The sequence below is a fragment of the Bifidobacterium sp. B4079 genome (genome assembly GCF_026537385.1).
Taxonomy (GTDB): Bacteria; Actinomycetota; Actinomycetes; order Actinomycetales; family Bifidobacteriaceae; genus Bombiscardovia; species Bombiscardovia asteroides_I.
This window is the reverse complement of record NZ_JAFNMH010000003.1, coordinates 263,854-280,347: the sequence shown is the minus strand read 5'-3', so window position 1 is coordinate 280,347 and position 16,494 is coordinate 263,854. Positions and strand designations below refer to the sequence as shown.

Genomic DNA, 16,494 nt, shown 5'->3' with positions numbered 1-16,494 from the left:
AGGAGTCGGAGGTCATACAACCTGAGCCCCACCCTTATCCTGACTGGCCAGGCTGTGCTCTAGGAACCAGGCCACCAGGAGGATGACCAGGACGATGAAAAAGACGAAAGCGAAAGCCCAAACAGCTCCGAACTGGAAAGCTTGAGCGCCGGCATGAATCCCTCTGGCCATTGGCATGCCAGTGATGATGGCAGCCAGGACGCCGGTCGAAGCGGCGCCTGAATACTGTTGAAGGGTGTTGAAGAGCGCGTTGCCGTCGGGCACCAGTTTCGCTGGGACATGCTGCAGTCCAACCGTAAGCAGGTTGTTGAAGACACAAGCCTGACCGACCATGTAGCAGGCGTAGAGAAGAACCATCAGCGGAACGGACAAATGCCGACTGAGAACCAGAAAGCCTAAGGCCGAGAGGAAGAAGGCAGCGCTTCCCACAGCCAGTAGTCCACGCAGGCCATGACCGTCCAAATAGCCGCCTGTGATGGGCTGGCAGAGGGCCGAAAGCAGGCTCCCCGGCAGCAGAAGCAGACCTGCGACGGTGGAGGTTTCTCCCAGGACGGACTGGGCCATGTTGGGCAGGATGAATGTCAGGCCAATCTGGACGAACTGAACCAAAAAGTAGAGGATCAGGGCAGGAGCAAAGATACGGTTCCGAAAAACTGCGATGTTGATCAGGCTGTAGCGCTGATGCGTAAGGGTCCAGATCCCTGCAACCAGGGCCAGAACACCGATGAACAGGGACAGCCAAGTAATAGGACCGTGCACATCCAGGGTGCTCAGACCCATGGTGAGACCAGTCAGGAAAATACCCAGAAGAAGAAATTGGAGCCAGGCGAAGGGACCGACATGGGCGCTCTCCCTGTCGACTGATATGAGTGCTATGACCCCGAAGATCAGCTCTATGGGCAGCACGATCAGAAAGATGGCTCGCCAGGACAAGGCCTGGATAACGGCTCCGCCAAAAGTCGGGCCCAGGGAGGGCGCCAGGGCCACCGTCATGCCGGCGCTGCCCACGTAGCGACCCTGAACGTGAAGAGGGACCTTCCTCATGATCAGGGAAAACACCAAGGGAAGGGCTATACCAGTGCTAATGCCCTGCAGGAGACGTCCCACCATAAGGACGGGGAAGCATGGAGCGAGGATGCACATCAGGTCACTGCCCAGGAATATCCCCACGCTGGCAAGAATCAAAATGCGGGTCGTGAATGAATGCTCCAGCCAGGCGGCAGCCAGAACCGTCAAGGCCACCACCAGCAGATAGCCGGTGGTCAGCCATTGGACCGTGCCCAGCCCAGTTTTGAAGTACCGGGTCATCTCCGGAAAGGTGACGTTGAGCGAGGTCTCCAAGAGGACCCCGCAGAAAGCGAGCCCGGCAGTGCCGGCAATCAGCAGTCTTGTTTTCTTATCAACATGGTCGACCATGGACCGTCCGCTCCTCACGCATCAGACTGTTCGCATAGCCATCACCACGGATCCGTACGGCATGGCATCATCCGATGCCGCTCTCATTGCTGTTTGCGCAACGGTTATAGCTCTCTGGCTGCGTTGATGACATCTTCCAAAGCGGCGCCGGGCTGACAGCCGCATGCTGCGACGAGCCGGTTCGCCTCCACAACTTTTGAAGACCCAGCCAGTGTAGCACCCGCAGACGTACCGATCCGCGTCCGCTACGGACCTAAACAGGCTTAGGTAGAGTTGGTGACATGCAAATCGATATCGTCTCCGTCTTCCCCGAGTATTTTGACGTAACTGGACTCAGCCTGCTGGGCAAGGCCCAGGAGAAAGGCCTGGTGACCATACGCGCCCACAATCTGCGCGACTGGACCCATGACGTGCACCACTCCGTGGACGATACGCCGGTGGGCGGCGGAGCAGGCATGGTGATGAAACCTGAAGTCTGGGGCCGATGCCTGGACGATTTGTTGGGCATTCCAGACCAATCGGCTCTGCAACAAGCCACCACGGACCAAACAGCCAACACTGCTGATGCCGAAGAACAAAAAGAAGCGATGAAGAGTTCCGGCGAGAAAAGCGATGGCGTAGCATCCCAGACAGATACATCTGCAGACAGCCACGAGGCTGGCATGACCGAACCAGTCCTGATCTTCCCCAACCCATCCGCGCCCCTGTTCACCCAGGCCGATGCGACCAGGCTGTCACAGGCGAAGCGGTTGGTATTCGGCTGCGGCCGCTACGAAGGCTACGACGCACGCATCCCCGACTACTACCGAAACAAAGGGGTCGATGTCCGAGAGTACTCCATCGGCGACTACGTGCTCAATGGGGGCGAGGTGGCAGTCTCGGTCATGCTGGAGGCCATCACCCGTCTCCTGCCCGGCTTCATGGGCAATCCTGACTCCATCGTGCAGGAGTCCTACACCGGGGACGAGCCGCTGCTGGAATATCGCCAGTACACACGACCCACCACCTGGCGGGGTATGGCCGTGCCCGAGATACTGACCAGTGGCGACCACGGAAAGGTGGACAGATTCCGACGCGATGAGGCCATCAGGCGAACCAGTCGAATCCGTCCCGACCTGATCGCTCGATTGGACTGCTCCACTCTCGATAAGCATGACCGCCGTCTCTTGGAGGACCTGGGCTGGGATACACGAGAAACCCATCCGAGGCCTCTAAATGAGCCGTCAAATTGATAAGTCTACAATACAGGGATAATCAGCGGGCCGTCATATAGTAGACTGCCGTTTTCCCGTAGGTACGAACCTGATCAATGACCCATCCTTCAGGAGCCGTGGGCGGCGGAGTGCGTGTGGATCGCTCCAGAATGATCATGCCTCTATCGTCCACCATTGCTCGGGCGGTCAGGCCGGTCACAATGCTTTGGCAGTCATCCCTCGACAGATCATAAGGCGGGTCCATGAAGACCAGGTCGAAGCAGGCCTCGGACAGACCGACATCCTCATGACCGGAAGAGAGAGGACGAACAAAGCGCTCGGCACGGTTTCTGCTGACGCGAATATCCATGGCTTGATCCCAGGCAGGATGATGGCGCAACCCTGCGGCCGAACGTGACAGCACTCCGGCAACACGACCAGAAGACTCCACAGCCACCAGGCTCTGAGCACCGCGGGAGAGGGCTTCGAATCCCAAAGCCCCTGTGCCGGCGAACAGGTCCAAGACCCGAGCGCCGGACAACAGGCCTTCGGACTCCAGATGGGAGAAAATAGCCTCCTTGGTCCGATCGGTGGTGGGCCGGGTGCCTTTGAGGGCTGCGGGAATGGGGAATCCCTTGAAGCGGCCGGCGATGATGTGCATATGGTCTGTTGTCCTTTCAGCTGGAGACCAGGAAGCCTTCGTTGCCCCTCATGAAGTCCAGGACAGCGCCAGCCAGCTCGGGCTGCCCGGCCAGAGCGGGGTCGGATTCCAGCAGTTGGCCTGCCTGTGTGCGGGCACGGGCGATCATGGGCGCGTCGGTGACCACCCGCAGAAGCTTCAGGGAGGAATGACCACCGGACTGGGCATCACCCAACACGTCGCCAGCCCCCCTGATGCGAATGTCCTCCTCGGCGATTTTTGCCCCGTCAGTGGTGTCACGAATGACCTCAAGCCGCTCCGCAGCAGGGGAATCCGCAGGGGCGCGCGAGATCAGGAAGGCCCAAGAGTCAGTGCCGCCGCGTCCTACCCTGCCGCGCAGCTGATGAAGCTGGGAGAGCCCGAACCGATCGGCATCGAAGATGACGATGCAGGAGGCTTGGGGCACATCCACCCCCACTTCCACAACCGTGGTGGCCACCAGCAGGGGGGTGCGACCCGAGGCGAAGTCCGCCATAACAGCATTCTTGGTGGCATCGTCATCTCGTCCGGTCAGCGTGGCCATGGCAATGCCTTGGAACTGCGGCAGGGCGGCTAGTCGCTGGCTCATTTCGGCCACTGAATGCAGAGGCGGACGGTGGCCATCGCCCTGGCCCTCCTCAACCAGCAGTTCAGGTTGGGAGTCAGACGCACTGGATTGGCCGGGACGGTCAGAGGAGGTCGAGGGATCATCTTCGTCGTCAATGCGGGCGCAGATGACATAGGCTCGTTCCCCAGCATCGATCCGTCGACGCAGGTGCAGGAACATGGCGCCCATGGTCGCTCCGTCAGACTCGGCGATGACGTGGGTGCGCACTGGTTTGCGGTTGCTGGGCAGCTCGGTCAGGGTGGAGATGTCAAGATCTCCGAACCAGGTCATGGCGGCTGTGCGCGGTATGGGTGTAGCGGTCATGATCAGCAGGTGGGGAACCCGCTCGGATTTGCGGCGCAGCTTCTCGCGCTGCTCAACGCCGAAACGATGCTGCTCGTCGATGACGGTCAAGGCCAGATTTGGAGCCTGGAAGGTCTTGGAGAAGGCCGCATGGGTGGCGACGACAATGCAGGGACGGCCCGAGGCCGAGACAGCCAGGGCAGAGCGACGCTGGGCCAGCCTCATACCTCCGGTCAGCAGCACCAGAGGCAGGACCAGCTGATCCGTCATACGGATCATAGTGACGTTGTCCACAGGCTTATGGCGTCCTTCTACGGCGGTCGCGGTCACATCGGCGCCCATGGCCTTGAGCATGCCGCCGATAGAGGCATAGTGTTGCTCGGCCAACACCTGGGTCGGAGCCACCAAGACAGCCTGATGGCCAGCCTGGACCGCCTGAAGCATGGCTGCCAGGGCCACCACGGTCTTGCCGGAGCCGACCTCGCCTTGCAGAAGCCGCTGCATGGGCTGATCCTGGGCCATGTCGACGCCTATATCGTTGATGACCTGACGCTGGCCATCGGTAAGCTGGAATGGCAGGGAGTCGACGAAACGGGCGGGCAGGGTGTCTGGACGGTCAGCCCCCGAATCCGCGCATGGATAGGTGGGTTGCTGCTGGGTCTGGTGACGGGTCTGCAGAAGGGCCGTCTGCGAGACGAAGGCCTCCTCGTAACGTAGGGTCTTGCGTGCCGCAGCGAAGTCGTCAGGGCTGTCGGGGGCATGCATCTCCAGCAGAGCACGGGCACGATGCATCAGCTCCTGGTCGGCACGGACATGTTCGGGCAGCACATCAGGTATGGCCCGACCCAAGGCTTCTGGATCAATGCGGACCTCGGCGCTGCTCTGCCCCTCCTCGGCGGCACCTGCTACAGGAGTGGGGCTGGATGCATCATCAGCCCGTGTCAGCAGGCGCAGAAAACCCAGAATGACATCGTGAATATGGTCCGAGGAGATGCGGGAGCTGGCGTGATAGACCGGGCGCGGACGACGGACGCGCTCCAGGGCCTCATCAAGGCTGGCCGCACCGGGCCGAGAAGCGTCCGCTGAAGCCTTTTGATCGGCATTGGCAACAATCAGGGTCTCGGGATGGGTGAACTGAAGCTGGTCCATGTAGATGCCGGGCTCACCGGCCACGACCAGATCCGCCCCTACCTGCAGCCGACGGACCATCCAGTCCATATAAGGCTTCTTATGAGAGAAGAAAACCAGTCTGACCGCCAGCGGAGTGCCACCCCGACTGTTGGCGAAGGCTGCATCGTCCACCATCACATCCAGCCGGAAGCCACGGTGAGCGCTCAGTGGCACCAAACGCACCTGATCTACCCGGGCGGCGAAGGCACAGGGCTCCCCAAGCCGAATGCCGGCAATAGTGGTGACCTGCATGGGATCGGTGATGCGGAAAGGATAATAGGTCAGCGCATCCCCGACCGTGACCACGCCTAGAGCCTTGAGCGCGCTCACCCGACGCCTGTTGGCCACCAGCGAGGCCACGGTGCTGTGCAGACCAACACGAGCCACTGCCGACATACCCGATCACCTCCCGCAAGCGCCAACCATCATCCCTCAGGACGACAAGAACCCCCGGAGCTTATGCCTCCGGGGGTCCATATACGACCGACGAACCGCACTTAGGCGGCGACGCGCTGCACCTTACCGGCTTTGAGGCATTTGACGCAGACGCGCAGACGCACGTTCTGACCATCAACGGTGGTGTGCACCGACTGCAGGTTGGGGCGGAAGACGCGCTTATTACGGATATGCGAATGAGAAACACTGTAACCGGTCTGCGGGCCCTTGCCGCACACCGCGCAACGAGCTGCCATGATGACTCCCTTTACGTTGTTTTTCCAAGTCGTTCCAGGTGTTCATACCGGCAGCACAAGGCTACGGTCAAACACACAACTTTGTCAGGCTACTACATTTGACCGACGAAGGCAAGTCATCAGGTCGGCACGAGGGGGCTTGTGGAAGATGCCGATCAGGGCCTGCACCAACCCGCAGACGACTTCGTCGATGACCCAGAAGGCCCAGAATGGCACGTGGAAGCCCAGGAAGTTGTTTTCGTTGCCCGAGAAGAGTATGACCAAGGCCACCACCGTGCACAGGCCCATGATGATGCCGCTTATGGAGTTGGAGACCCGGTTCCCGTCAGCGCCCGAATCCTCGAAGCCATGTTCCTCGCTCTCCCCCACTTCGTTGCCTTGATGTTCATCATTTTTCTGGTGGTGCCGGCATGGACCAGGAGGAGGACCCCGAAGGCCAAGAGGGCGAAGAGGATGAAGCCCCTGACCTGGTCCGACCAGCCCCAGATCAGGAAGCCGGCGGTGTTGATCGGCACATCCAGAAGAATCAGAGCCAGGCCGCAGACCTGCTCCCAGGTGGTCTGACGGGAGGCCCGAGAACACTTCTCATCGGTGTAGAAATCAACCACGCAAGGATGCCTGCAGCGGAAGTCCTTCCTGGCCGAGACCACCGGCAGCAGGCAGGCCAGACCCAAGGCGATGCCGATCATCAGAGAGAGGATGGCCAGGCCGTTCTGCGCGTCCGTCGGGTGGCTCCCTCCGGCGAAGAGGCCACTGAAGGCCAGCCCCAACAGGATGGCGGCGACGCCGAGGGCCGATCGCAGACTGTAGACGTTACTGAAGGAGGCGTATCCGGGCGCGGTCGGCCGAGCGGGCCTGGCCTGGGGGATCGTCGAGGACCCCCGGCCGGTGCCGCCCCGGCCCACGGCGGGCATGGATGAGGATACGGCTTCCGGCTGGTCAGGAGCGCCATCATCCCGCCCAGCCAGGCCCTGCGCTTTCGGATCATCATGCCGACCGGAGCCCGGCCGGCGGACATCGCCCAGGACCAGGTCATCCAGGGTGCAGCCGAACAGGTCGCAGATGGCCAGGATCTTGTCCATCTCCGGGTAGGCCTTGTCGGACTCCCACTTGGACACTGCCTGACGGGATACCCCTACCAGCATGGCCAGTCGCTCCTGGGTCACGTTGCGTTGCGACCGCAGGTCCTGCAGGTTGGTTCTGAAACTCATGATGTTTTTCTTCCGATCGACGGGACGCCGATTCACCCGGCGACGGAACCATGATGGAATACCCAGGTCCCCGGCCGCCACCAGCTTTGGGTCGCCTCTGGCAAAGACACCAATATTTTCTGTCAACCGACGGTTGCATCCTTGCAGTTTCAAGGAAACAAGCGGTCGCTAAGTCCCTGTCAGCCTGTGAATAACGCGCCCATCAATCCCCCTCCCCTCCCTTCCGGAAGGAATGCGAATCTTGCGAACCACAACCCTGAATCGTCCCCGATTCGACCCTGAAAACACCCTGACAGGAGCGCTCGCCATGGTCTTATGGAGGAAGAGACCAAGCAGGCGACGGCCGAAAGGGAGGCAAGGATGCAGCATCGGACGGCAAAGAAACCATACATGCAGACCCCACTCATTCTGAACAAGATCTGCTACGACTACGGAACTCGGCAGAAGCAGGGAGCCCGGGTGCTAGACGAGATCAGCCTGGAGTGTCAGGCAGGGGCCTGGACGGCCATCATGGGCCCTTCAGGCGCCGGCAAATCGACCCTCCTCTATTGCGCCGCAGGGCTGCTCCAGGTCAGGCAGGGCAAGGTGGCCATCGCCGGGGAAGACCTGACACGAATGAAGGAGAAGGAGCTGACCAGACTCCGGCGCGACCATATCGGCTTCGTCTTCCAGGACTACAACCTGGTCAACGCCTTCACCTGCCTGCAGAACACCATGCTGTCAAGCCTCTTCGGCGGCAGGAAAATCTCCGTCCAAGCAGCCCTGTCTGCCCTGTCGAGCGTCGGATTGGAAGGGTACGCCAACACCTATCCGGCCGACATGAGCGGAGGCCAGCAGCAGCGCGTGGCCATCGCGAGGTCCCTGGCCGCCAGCCCGGAGATCATTATGGCCGACGAGCCCACCGGCGCCTTGGACACCCATAGCTCGCGGGAGGTCATGGACCTCTTCGACCTGGCCGTCCGCAGCGGCCAGACCATCCTCATGGTGACCCACGACCCCAATGTCGCCGCCCGGGCCCACCGCGTCATCTTCCTCCAAGACGGACGCATTCAGGCAACCTGCCCGGGCGGAGACCCGCAGAACATAGCCCGGCAACTGGCCAGCATGGATGCTCTGCCAGACCAGGAGGCCTTCAGCCCTCCCCTGGCAGTTCCATCCGATCATCCTCGGTGATGGCCCGGATCGCCCGGCATGGCACGCCCGCAGCCAGGGAGTCAGGCGCAATGTCATGGGTGACCACGGATCCGGCCCCGATGACCGCACCATCGCCGATGGTCACTCCCCCGGCCACGGTCACGTTTGATGCCAGCCAGCAGTTGGATCCGATGGTGATTGGAGCGCCTAACTCGTAGTCGTAGAGGGAGCCATCCTCATGGCTCCTCAGTTTCCGCTCCTGCCACCGCAGAGGATGCAGGGGCGTAGCCAAGGTGACGTTGGGGCCGATCATCACATCGTCGCCAATCTGCACAGGGCAAGTATCCAGAACAGTGAAGTTGAAATTGGCGAAAATACGCGAGCCAAGCTTGGTAAAGCACCCATAGTCGAAGTAGATAGGCCCCATAAAGTCAACGTCCCGACCGTGTTTGGGCACCAGATCGTCCAGAAGTCGGCTGCGCAGGTCCCGCTCCTGCTCAGAAGACGCGTTGAAAAGACGGCAAAGTTCGTGGGCCTTGACCCGCAGCTGGCCCAATTCAGGATCCGAGGCATCATAGAGCTCGCCAGCAAGCATCCGCTCCCTCTGCGAGCGCCAAGCCCCTTTACCGGCTCCGCCAGCTGCACCTGTCAGTTTTGAGTCCTTGTCCATGGCCATCCCATCGTTTCCGCGTCACTTCAGCGTCCCTACTGCAAGTTTGCACTGCTTACAGCTTCTCTATTCATGTAATCGTCTGGGTCAGACAGCCGATAGCCGCACCTACCATTCGTTATCCGGTTCCGGACATGCGTTCACGCCCAGGGACAAACTTGGTAGATTGGAGACAACGGAGGACCGTGGCGAGGAGGAAGCATGCGGTATGAGGTGAGCGAGGCCATTCCCGAGGATGCCAAGGCCATCCGCAAGGCCGTATTTGTGGAGGAGCAGGGCTTTCATAACGAGTTCGATCGAACCGACGATGCCAGCCTCCATATTGTGGCCTATGACGGGAATGAACCCGTCGGGGTATGCCGAATCTTCACCGACCGAGACGAGGCATGGACCCTGGGCCGCTTGGCTGTTCTGAAACCCTACCGCGGTCAGCATTGTGGCGCCAATTTGGTAGGCAAAGCGGAGGAAACCGCTCGAAGCCACGGAGCGGACCGAATCACACTCCATGCCCAAGAACGGGTGTCGGGCTTCTATAAGTCTTTAGGCTATAGGGACATGGGCATTCACGACCAGGACGAGGGATGCCCGCACATGTGGATGGACAAGCCTCTAACGAGCAAGGCCGGCAGCGAGTCAGAGGACGAGGCCTGATGAATCTGACCGTCAATTTTGCCAGCGAGGTTTCAGCTCTGACCAGCACAAGCATCACTACGGATAAGGATCCCATGGGAAGATCCGAACAGGCCATCTCCAGCTTCAGCGATGCCGTCATCTACTGGTTCCGTCAGAACTTCGGAAAGATCATCCTTCTGATCGTCGTGGCCGTATGCGCTGCGTTGATCTCCAAGATTGTAGCGGCGGCCATGCGACGTGCCCTGGAACGGACCAACCTGCCCAGTGCCTCCATCTTCGTCAACATCGTCCGCGCCCTGATCTGGATCTTCGCTGCTGCCACAGTCCTGCAACCCGTTTTCGGAATCAACCCGTCCACTGTGGTCGCCGCCTTGGGCGTCAGCGGCCTTGCCCTATCCTTCGGATTGAAGGATACGATTGCCAACATTGTCGGCGGATTCGGACTGATGGTCAGCAAGGTGGTCCAGCCCGGCGACATCATCACCATCCAGGGCACCACCGGAACCGTCCGCGATGTGACCTGGCGTCATACCATCGTCATCGACAGGACCGGCAACCAGCTGCTGATCCCCAACTCCATCCTCAACACCACGGCGCTCGAGAAGATCACCGAGGCCGGTGAGGCCGCCACCACGGTTCCCTTCACCCTGCGAGGGGATGCCGATATAGCCAAGTCCTCACATTCAATTGCACAGGTGGTGGCCCAGGCAACCAAGGGCATGGCCATGCCATCCAACCCACCCATTGCCCAGCTCCAGGGCTTCACCCCTTACGGCATCAAGGGCCAGGTGGTCATGTTCGCCAAGCAGGGCGTGATCGCCGCCGATATGCAGGATGCCGCCACCCGCGCTTTGGCCGGCCAGGACTACCTGGTCCAGGAGGTCGAGCTGCAGATAGGCGGCATGGAAGACAAGAAGAGCTAAGGATTGCTCATCAGTTTCGAGCAGCCTTCTTATAATCCACAGCTTCTAATCTCGTAGAATAAGAACGAGAAGACGCCTCTGACGATCATTAAGAAGCGGCCAAAATAGTAAAGAACAACTGTACCCTCACCTTGTCTGCTCTTATCAGTCAAATTCAGAAGGGAACCCCGCAGCGAAAAATCACATTAGAATATGAAGTCGTTTCACCGGTGCGTATGACGAATCGCACACCTTTCATTCTGGTTTTGAAACCGTTTTCGCCATCATGCGTGCAGTATGTTAGGGGAATATCGAAACGATCCTTCACCCAGCGTTCGGCTTCGGTCCCTCTAGCTTCATCCGCCATAAGGCCTGACTCCAGAATTAATTCCGGTTTAAGCACATCCAAGACCTGACAAAAACGAGGCACTCCAAAAGCCACTGCCAAGTCAATCACTTCCACACCATCCGGAACTGGCAGGCCTGCATCTGATATGACAAACCTATCCTTGTGTCTGAGCCGAGCCACTGCGGCGGCCATCTGCGCATTCAATATCCCATGAGTTAGCATTTTGTTCCCCTTACATGCTTTGCGCGCACGACGACACGGGTGCGGCAAGAGCCGCACCCGTGTCGTTCGCATGCCAATCTTTACTGGAATTGCGAAACATTTTCCTTGGTCACGGTCTTCACCTCAATTGCCTGTGTCTTTTGGACTTTCTGACCCTTGAGAATCCTCGAAGCCGCCTGGACAGCCTTCTGGCCCAGCACCTTAGGCTGCTGGGCTATGGTGCCCACAGCCTTGCCATCAGCGACTGATTTGAGTCCGTCTTTGGTTCCGTCGAAGCCAAAGATCTTGACATCCTTGCCAGCTTTTTCACCCAAGGCTTGAACGCCGCCTAGGAGCATCTCGTCATTCTCAGCATAGATGCCTGTGGCATCCGGGTGTGATTGCATGAGGTTGGTTGTGACATTGAGAGCTTCTGCACGATCGAAGTTGGCCGTCTGCTCAGCTACGACCTGAATACCTGAGTACTTCTTAATCCGATCCTTAAAGCCCTTGCCGCGATCACGAGTAGAAGCTGCTCCGGGAGTCCCCTGCAGGATGATGACCTTGCCTTTCTCGCCGATAGACTTGGCAAGCTCATCAGCTGCCTGGGCGCCGCCAGCCACATTGTTGGAAGCAATATGAGATTCGACGCTCTCGCCAGTGACGGCACGGTCCACGGATATGACCGGCACCTTAGAGGAGAGGAGAGGAGCAACGGCTGATGCAGCTGCATCTGAATCCACTGGATTGATGATCACAGCCTTGGCCCCTTGTGATTGAGCATTCTGGGCTTGGTTCTGCTGAGTCGCTGAATCATTCTGAGCATCCGAAACCTGAAGGTCGATATTTAGCTTCTGGGCCTCTGCCTTTGCCCCGTCCCGAAGATCCACGAAGAAGGGATTATTGAGTGTGGATACCAGGAGAGTCACCTTTTCATTGCCAGAAGATGAGCTTGACGGTCCGCATGCCGACAGACCCGCCATAAACGTGCCAGCACATACCAGTGCCAGAGCTGCTTTCAAGCCCTTTTGGAATTTTACATTAATCATTTCATTCTCTTTCCTTGTTTTTTGCTACTTGTTTGGTTTCAGTGAGCATCCTCTTTGCGGCGCAAGGTATCAAAGCTCACGGCAGCTGCGATCACAAGACCGATGACAACCTGCTGCCAGAAGGAGGAGACATTCAGGATATTGAGGCCATTACGGATTACTGCAAGAAGAATGGCGCCCACGAAAGTCCCGGAGACTTTACCTTTGCCTCCGGAAAGGGAGGCTCCACCGATGACAGTCGAAGCGATGGCATCCATTTCATATCCCGTAGCAGCCTGCGGCTGTGCAGAGTGGAGTCGACCCGCAATAACCAGCCCGGCCACGGCCGCGAAGATGCCTGAAAGAATGAAGACGACTATCTGCGTCTTATGAACTGAAATGCCAGACAACCTGGAAGCCTCCATGTTGCCGCCGACGGCATACATGGAACGTCCAATGGTTGTGAAATTCAAAATAATAGCTGCGATGATCCCCATGATGATCATCATGACAATGGGTACCGGAATATTGAGGATCGTACCTCCGAAGAAATTTACCACAGCTGAGGTGCTGATAGGTCTGCCGTCCGATATGACCAGTGTCAACCCTCTGGCAACCGACATCATCGCCAATGTAGCAATGAAGGAGGGAAGCTTGAGATACGCATTGGCGATGCCGCTCAAAGCTCCGAAGACAGCACCGGCTACGATGCCAACGACAACAGTCAACCATGCCGGCATGCCCATGGAGGCTCCGGCATACGCAGCGAACATACTGGAAACAGCCGCAACAGATCCGACGGAAAGATCAATGCCAGCGGCAACAATGGCAAAGGTTTCCCCGAAAGCCAGGATGGCGACTGTCGCAGCCTGTATGCCTACGTTAAGGATGTTCGACCCAGTGAGGAAGGCAGGTGCGGCGAGGGAAAGAACGACAGCCAGCAGTATAAGGCCAATCAAGGCCCCATTCCTCATGGCGAATCTCTTGATTTCTTCCCCTGCGGATCTTCTGACAGCTGTGTTGCCCTCATTCATCTTTTCAGACATTTTTTCTCCTTCACGCTTTGATCAGCCGTTTGCGGCTGCTTCATCCATATGGGACACTGCCAACGCCATGACTTTCTGCTGATCAGCCTCGGCGGCGGTCATGGAGCCGCTGACCTTGCCGTTGCTCATGACGATGACTCGATCAGACATGCCCAGGACCTCCGGCAGATCTGAGGAAGCCATGAGCACCGCCCCACCGTTGGCAGTTACCTGGTTGATCAGCTCGTAGATTTCGACACGAGCCCCGACATCCACACCACGCGTGGGCTCGTCCAAAAGCAGGACCTTGACCTGAGCCATGGCCCATTTGCCGAATACGACTTTCTGCTGATTGCCTCCCGACAGGGACCCGGCGCTTTGATTGATGCCCGCCATGCGGATCGACAGTTTTTCGGCAGTCAGCTCTTCGCGTTTCTTTTGTCCAGAGCGATCCACGAACCCCATACGGGCAGTTGAACGCATGGTAGGCAGGCCCAGATTCTCACTGACCGCTGCCTCTGCGATAAGCCCCTGTGCGCGTCTGTCTTCAGGTACTAGACCAACCCCAGCGTTTATAGCCGCATTGATGGAATTCTTAGGAAGAGCCTTGCCTTCTACGGCCACTGAACCAGAGTCATAATCATCAGCGCCGAAGATGGCCCGGATGACTTCCGTCCTACCCGCACCAACCAAGCCGGCCATGCCGACCACCTCTCCTGCCTTGAGTTCGAAGGAAACGTCCTCCATGGTGCCTTGGCGGGTCAGGCCGTCTACTTTCAGAAGCACCTTTCCGGGCTGCTGCGCCTGGCGAGGATACTGATCCTCAATGTTGCGCCCAACCATGAGCTTTATAAGCTCAGGCTCCGGCGTGGTTGCAGGAACAGTATCGATATACTGCCCATCGCGCAAGACAGTAACGATATCGCCCACCTTGGCGAGCTCATCTAGATGGTGGGAGATGAAGACCATGCCCACACCCTTGGCCTTGAGATCACGCATGATGTCGAAGAGATGCTCACACTCACGGTGAGTCAAGGCAGCGGTGGGCTCGTCCAGGATAAGAATGGATGCGTCCTGCATGAGCGCCTTTGCTATCTCTACCATCTGCTGACGGGCCACGCCTAGCTCCCCCATCGGCCTGGAGACATCCTCATCCAGCTGTATCAGCTTCAAGGCCTCTTTGGCCTTGCGCTTCATTGCTCTCTTATTCACTAAGCCAGATGAGGAAGGCAGATTACCCAAGAACAGATTTTCCATGATCGAGAGTTGGGGAACCATATTCAGCTCTTGATGGATGACTGCAATCCCCAGCTTCCTGGCAGCATCGACATTCGGAATGCGTACCTGTTGACCGTCGATTTCGATGTGTCCTTCATCCGGCTGGTAAATTCCGCTCATCATTTTGATGACCGTGGACTTACCTGCACCGTTTTCCCCAAGAAGAACGTGTACCTTGCCTGGTTCAACGGTAATAGATACTCGATCGACCACCTTGGTAACGCCGAACTTTTTCGATACTCCGACAAGAGATAATTGTGTCATAGTGTTCACTTTCATATAAACTCAATGAGCTCCATTGCGGCTGCGCTTATTGAAATCATTCATCGGGCCGTGCGAAAAGCGGGCTACAGCAGTGAAGTACCGCTCTTTATAATCGGCTTACCCGTGCGAACTGGGTCGTCGCCGGTTCCCTCTTCTCCTATTGCAGGTGAGGCAAGGGTGATTACCTTATTCTCGGAGTACCCAGTGAACCTCGGGGTATGTAAATCGTCTTCACTCGCTCGTGAAACTCGATTTCCTTGCCAGCCAACATATCCAGGAAAAGACGTGCACCCTTGTGGCCGATTTCCTGCACTTGTTGGGATATGACCGAGATCTTGGGAGATGAAAGCGAAAAAATGTCCAGATCATCAAACGAGATCATCGACATTTCCTCACCCAGCGTGGCGCCTGTGTCATTCAACAGAGACATCGCTCTCACCGCATCCGGCGAATACCCGAATATCATGGCATCCGCACCTACGTCACTCATACGTTGAAGGACAGAAGCGCAGGAAGCCTGATCAAAACTGGTCGATTCCACGAATAGGTTCTCTTCACCAAACAAACGAGATGCCACCTGCCGAAAAGCCAGTTCGCGCTCTTGCAAGGACGGAGAATCCAACACCGGGCCGGACACATAACCAACCTTGCTGAATCCATGGTCACGAACATCACGCAGAGCCGACTCCATGCCGGGGAAAGGATCGGAATCCACCACCGGGACATCTCGCATGCCCTTGACATGCCGATCAACGAAGATCACCGGCAGGCCGCGTGCTACAAGCTGACGCAGGGCCCTCGTCTGCTCTCCCTGTGGAACGATGATGGCTCCATCGATTCGTTGCGACAGAATGCTCATGATAAAGGCATCCTGACGAGAACCGCTTTCTGAAGAGGTACCAATGAACGTGCTGTAATTTCGTTTAAATAAGGTGTCTTGAATCGCATACGCCAAGTCTGCAAAGTAACCGTTACGGATATCTGGAACCAGCAAACCCACGGTCTTGGTTCTGGAAGAACGCATGGCTCGGGCCCGCGAATCCGGTATGTAATCCAGTTCCTTGGCGATTTGTTCTATTCTCGCTTCGGTCACATGGGATACACGTCCAGCATGGTTCAATGCCCTGGAAACCGTAGATACCGATACCCCGGCACGTTGGGCCACTTCGCGGATTGTCACGTATGCCATCACACCTCCTCTCAGTAAACGCTAGCATTCAGTACTCACCTGACGACGTCCCTTGCGCACCAGCCTGATTGCTCTATCAATCGAGCAGGTACAAAAAGTTCCAGAAGAGTAGGGATGAATGTCTGACTTGATTCATACGACTTCTATAGATCCGCGACGTCGGGGATACGGATTGATTGCGCTCTTTGGGTATGAGTGAACAATCATCGTCCACATCCATAACCAATGCAAAAACGTTTCCGCTATTTATGTTCTCTCCTTTCAGAAAAAAGCGGTAACGTTGCCACAAGTATATATCTTTCTGCACAAGGGCCACAACCTGGCTGAAACAAAAGGCGTGTCGCACGGGAAAATTCAGGAATCCCGCCCACTCGAAAACTAGTCACCCCGAACATCGGATCTGCTCAGGCAAGGCGGAGCAATAAGGGCCGTGAACTATCAAGACGCAAACCAAGTGATTAGAAAGGGACAGAGACACCATCAAGGACATGAAAAGCGATACGGCGTCCACTCACGCTCGGGTTCCAGCTGATTAGTTTGAGACACACGA

The 16,494-nt window shown here is 57.7% G+C and carries 15 protein-coding genes and 1 pseudogene; 4 read left to right on the top strand and 12 right to left on the bottom strand.

All coding sequences use genetic code 11. The annotated features are described in order from the left end of the window. Positions 1–12 precede the first annotated feature (12 nt). Complete coding sequence (locus J3T95_RS07815) at positions 13–1,416, bottom strand: MFS transporter (RefSeq protein WP_267451028.1); 1,404 nt, start codon at positions 1,414–1,416, stop codon at positions 13–15. 281 nt (positions 1,417–1,697) lie between these two features. On the opposite strand from J3T95_RS07815, the gene trmD reads away from it, so the two are divergent. Beyond that, the gene (gene trmD, locus J3T95_RS07810) at positions 1,698–2,648 is read left to right on the top strand and encodes a tRNA (guanosine(37)-N1)-methyltransferase TrmD (protein ID WP_267451027.1); all 951 of its coding nucleotides are present in this window, start codon (positions 1,698–1,700) and stop codon (positions 2,646–2,648) included. Positions 2,649–2,670: 22 nt separating this feature from the next. On the opposite strand, the pseudogene rsmD reads toward trmD, so the two are convergent. The 5 genes and pseudogenes from rsmD to J3T95_RS07785 all read right to left on the bottom strand — a co-directional run. Further along, positions 2,671–3,276 (bottom strand): annotated as a pseudogene (gene rsmD, locus J3T95_RS07805) (16S rRNA (guanine(966)-N(2))-methyltransferase RsmD); the annotation flags it as partial. A gap of 10 nt (positions 3,277–3,286) precedes the next feature. Continuing rightward, positions 3,287–5,764 carry an ATP-dependent DNA helicase RecG gene (locus J3T95_RS07800; protein WP_267451026.1) on the bottom strand — a complete coding sequence of 826 codons (2,478 nt, stop codon included), beginning with the start codon at positions 5,762–5,764 and terminating at the stop codon, positions 3,287–3,289. 101 nt (positions 5,765–5,865) lie between these two features. Further along, a complete protein-coding gene (gene rpmB, locus J3T95_RS07795; RefSeq protein ID WP_220236845.1) occupies positions 5,866–6,060 on the bottom strand; it encodes a 50S ribosomal protein L28 in 195 nt (64 codons plus the stop codon). Between the two features lie 84 nt (positions 6,061–6,144). Continuing rightward, positions 6,145–6,429: a hypothetical protein gene (locus J3T95_RS07790; RefSeq protein WP_267451025.1), complete on the bottom strand. Its 285-nt coding sequence runs from the start codon at positions 6,427–6,429 to the stop codon at positions 6,145–6,147. Beyond that, a complete protein-coding gene (locus J3T95_RS07785) occupies positions 6,360–7,271 on the bottom strand; it encodes a helix-turn-helix transcriptional regulator (protein ID WP_267451024.1) in 912 nt (303 codons plus the stop codon). Before J3T95_RS07785 ends, J3T95_RS07790 begins: the two co-directional genes overlap by 70 nt. A 390-nt stretch (positions 7,272–7,661) precedes the next feature. On the opposite strand from J3T95_RS07785, the gene J3T95_RS07780 reads away from it, so the two are divergent. Beyond that, positions 7,662–8,444, top strand: coding sequence for an ABC transporter ATP-binding protein (locus J3T95_RS07780; RefSeq protein ID WP_267451023.1), 783 nt, complete (start codon positions 7,662–7,664; stop codon positions 8,442–8,444). Here J3T95_RS07780 and J3T95_RS07775 read toward each other — a convergent pair. Then, complete coding sequence (locus J3T95_RS07775; RefSeq protein WP_258561540.1) at positions 8,404–9,075, bottom strand: sugar O-acetyltransferase; 672 nt, start codon at positions 9,073–9,075, stop codon at positions 8,404–8,406. The genes J3T95_RS07780 and J3T95_RS07775 overlap by 41 nt on opposite strands. A 201-nt stretch (positions 9,076–9,276) precedes the next feature. Between J3T95_RS07775 and J3T95_RS07770 the strand changes: the two genes are divergently transcribed. Then, positions 9,277–9,726 carry a GNAT family N-acetyltransferase gene (locus tag J3T95_RS07770; protein WP_220236840.1) on the top strand — a complete coding sequence of 150 codons (450 nt, stop codon included), beginning with the start codon at positions 9,277–9,279 and terminating at the stop codon, positions 9,724–9,726. Continuing rightward, positions 9,726–10,631 carry a mechanosensitive ion channel family protein gene (locus tag J3T95_RS07765; protein WP_258561539.1) on the top strand — a complete coding sequence of 302 codons (906 nt, stop codon included), beginning with the start codon at positions 9,726–9,728 and terminating at the stop codon, positions 10,629–10,631. Before J3T95_RS07770 ends, J3T95_RS07765 begins: the two co-directional genes overlap by 1 nt. Before the next feature lie 154 nt (positions 10,632–10,785). Here J3T95_RS07765 and rbsD read toward each other — a convergent pair whose 3' ends face one another. The 5 genes from rbsD to J3T95_RS07740 all read right to left on the bottom strand — a co-directional run bounded on the left by rbsD (position 10,786) and on the right by J3T95_RS07740 (position 15,944). Next, positions 10,786–11,181 carry a D-ribose pyranase gene (rbsD, locus tag J3T95_RS07760; protein WP_220236839.1) on the bottom strand — a complete coding sequence of 132 codons (396 nt, stop codon included), beginning with the start codon at positions 11,179–11,181 and terminating at the stop codon, positions 10,786–10,788. Positions 11,182–11,261: 80 nt separating this feature from the next. Continuing rightward, on the bottom strand, positions 11,262–12,209 hold the full coding sequence (locus tag J3T95_RS07755) for a substrate-binding domain-containing protein (protein ID WP_267451022.1): 948 nt from the start codon (positions 12,207–12,209) through the stop codon (positions 11,262–11,264). 38 nt (positions 12,210–12,247) lie between these two features. Continuing rightward, on the bottom strand, positions 12,248–13,222 hold the full coding sequence (locus tag J3T95_RS07750; protein WP_396020001.1) for an ABC transporter permease: 975 nt from the start codon (positions 13,220–13,222) through the stop codon (positions 12,248–12,250). Positions 13,223–13,255: 33 nt separating this feature from the next. After that, on the bottom strand, positions 13,256–14,755 hold the full coding sequence (locus J3T95_RS07745) for a sugar ABC transporter ATP-binding protein (protein WP_267451021.1): 1,500 nt from the start codon (positions 14,753–14,755) through the stop codon (positions 13,256–13,258). A gap of 181 nt (positions 14,756–14,936) precedes the next feature. Next, positions 14,937–15,944: a LacI family DNA-binding transcriptional regulator gene (locus J3T95_RS07740; RefSeq protein ID WP_267451020.1), complete on the bottom strand. Its 1,008-nt coding sequence runs from the start codon at positions 15,942–15,944 to the stop codon at positions 14,937–14,939. Positions 15,945–16,494: the final 550 nt, after the last annotated feature.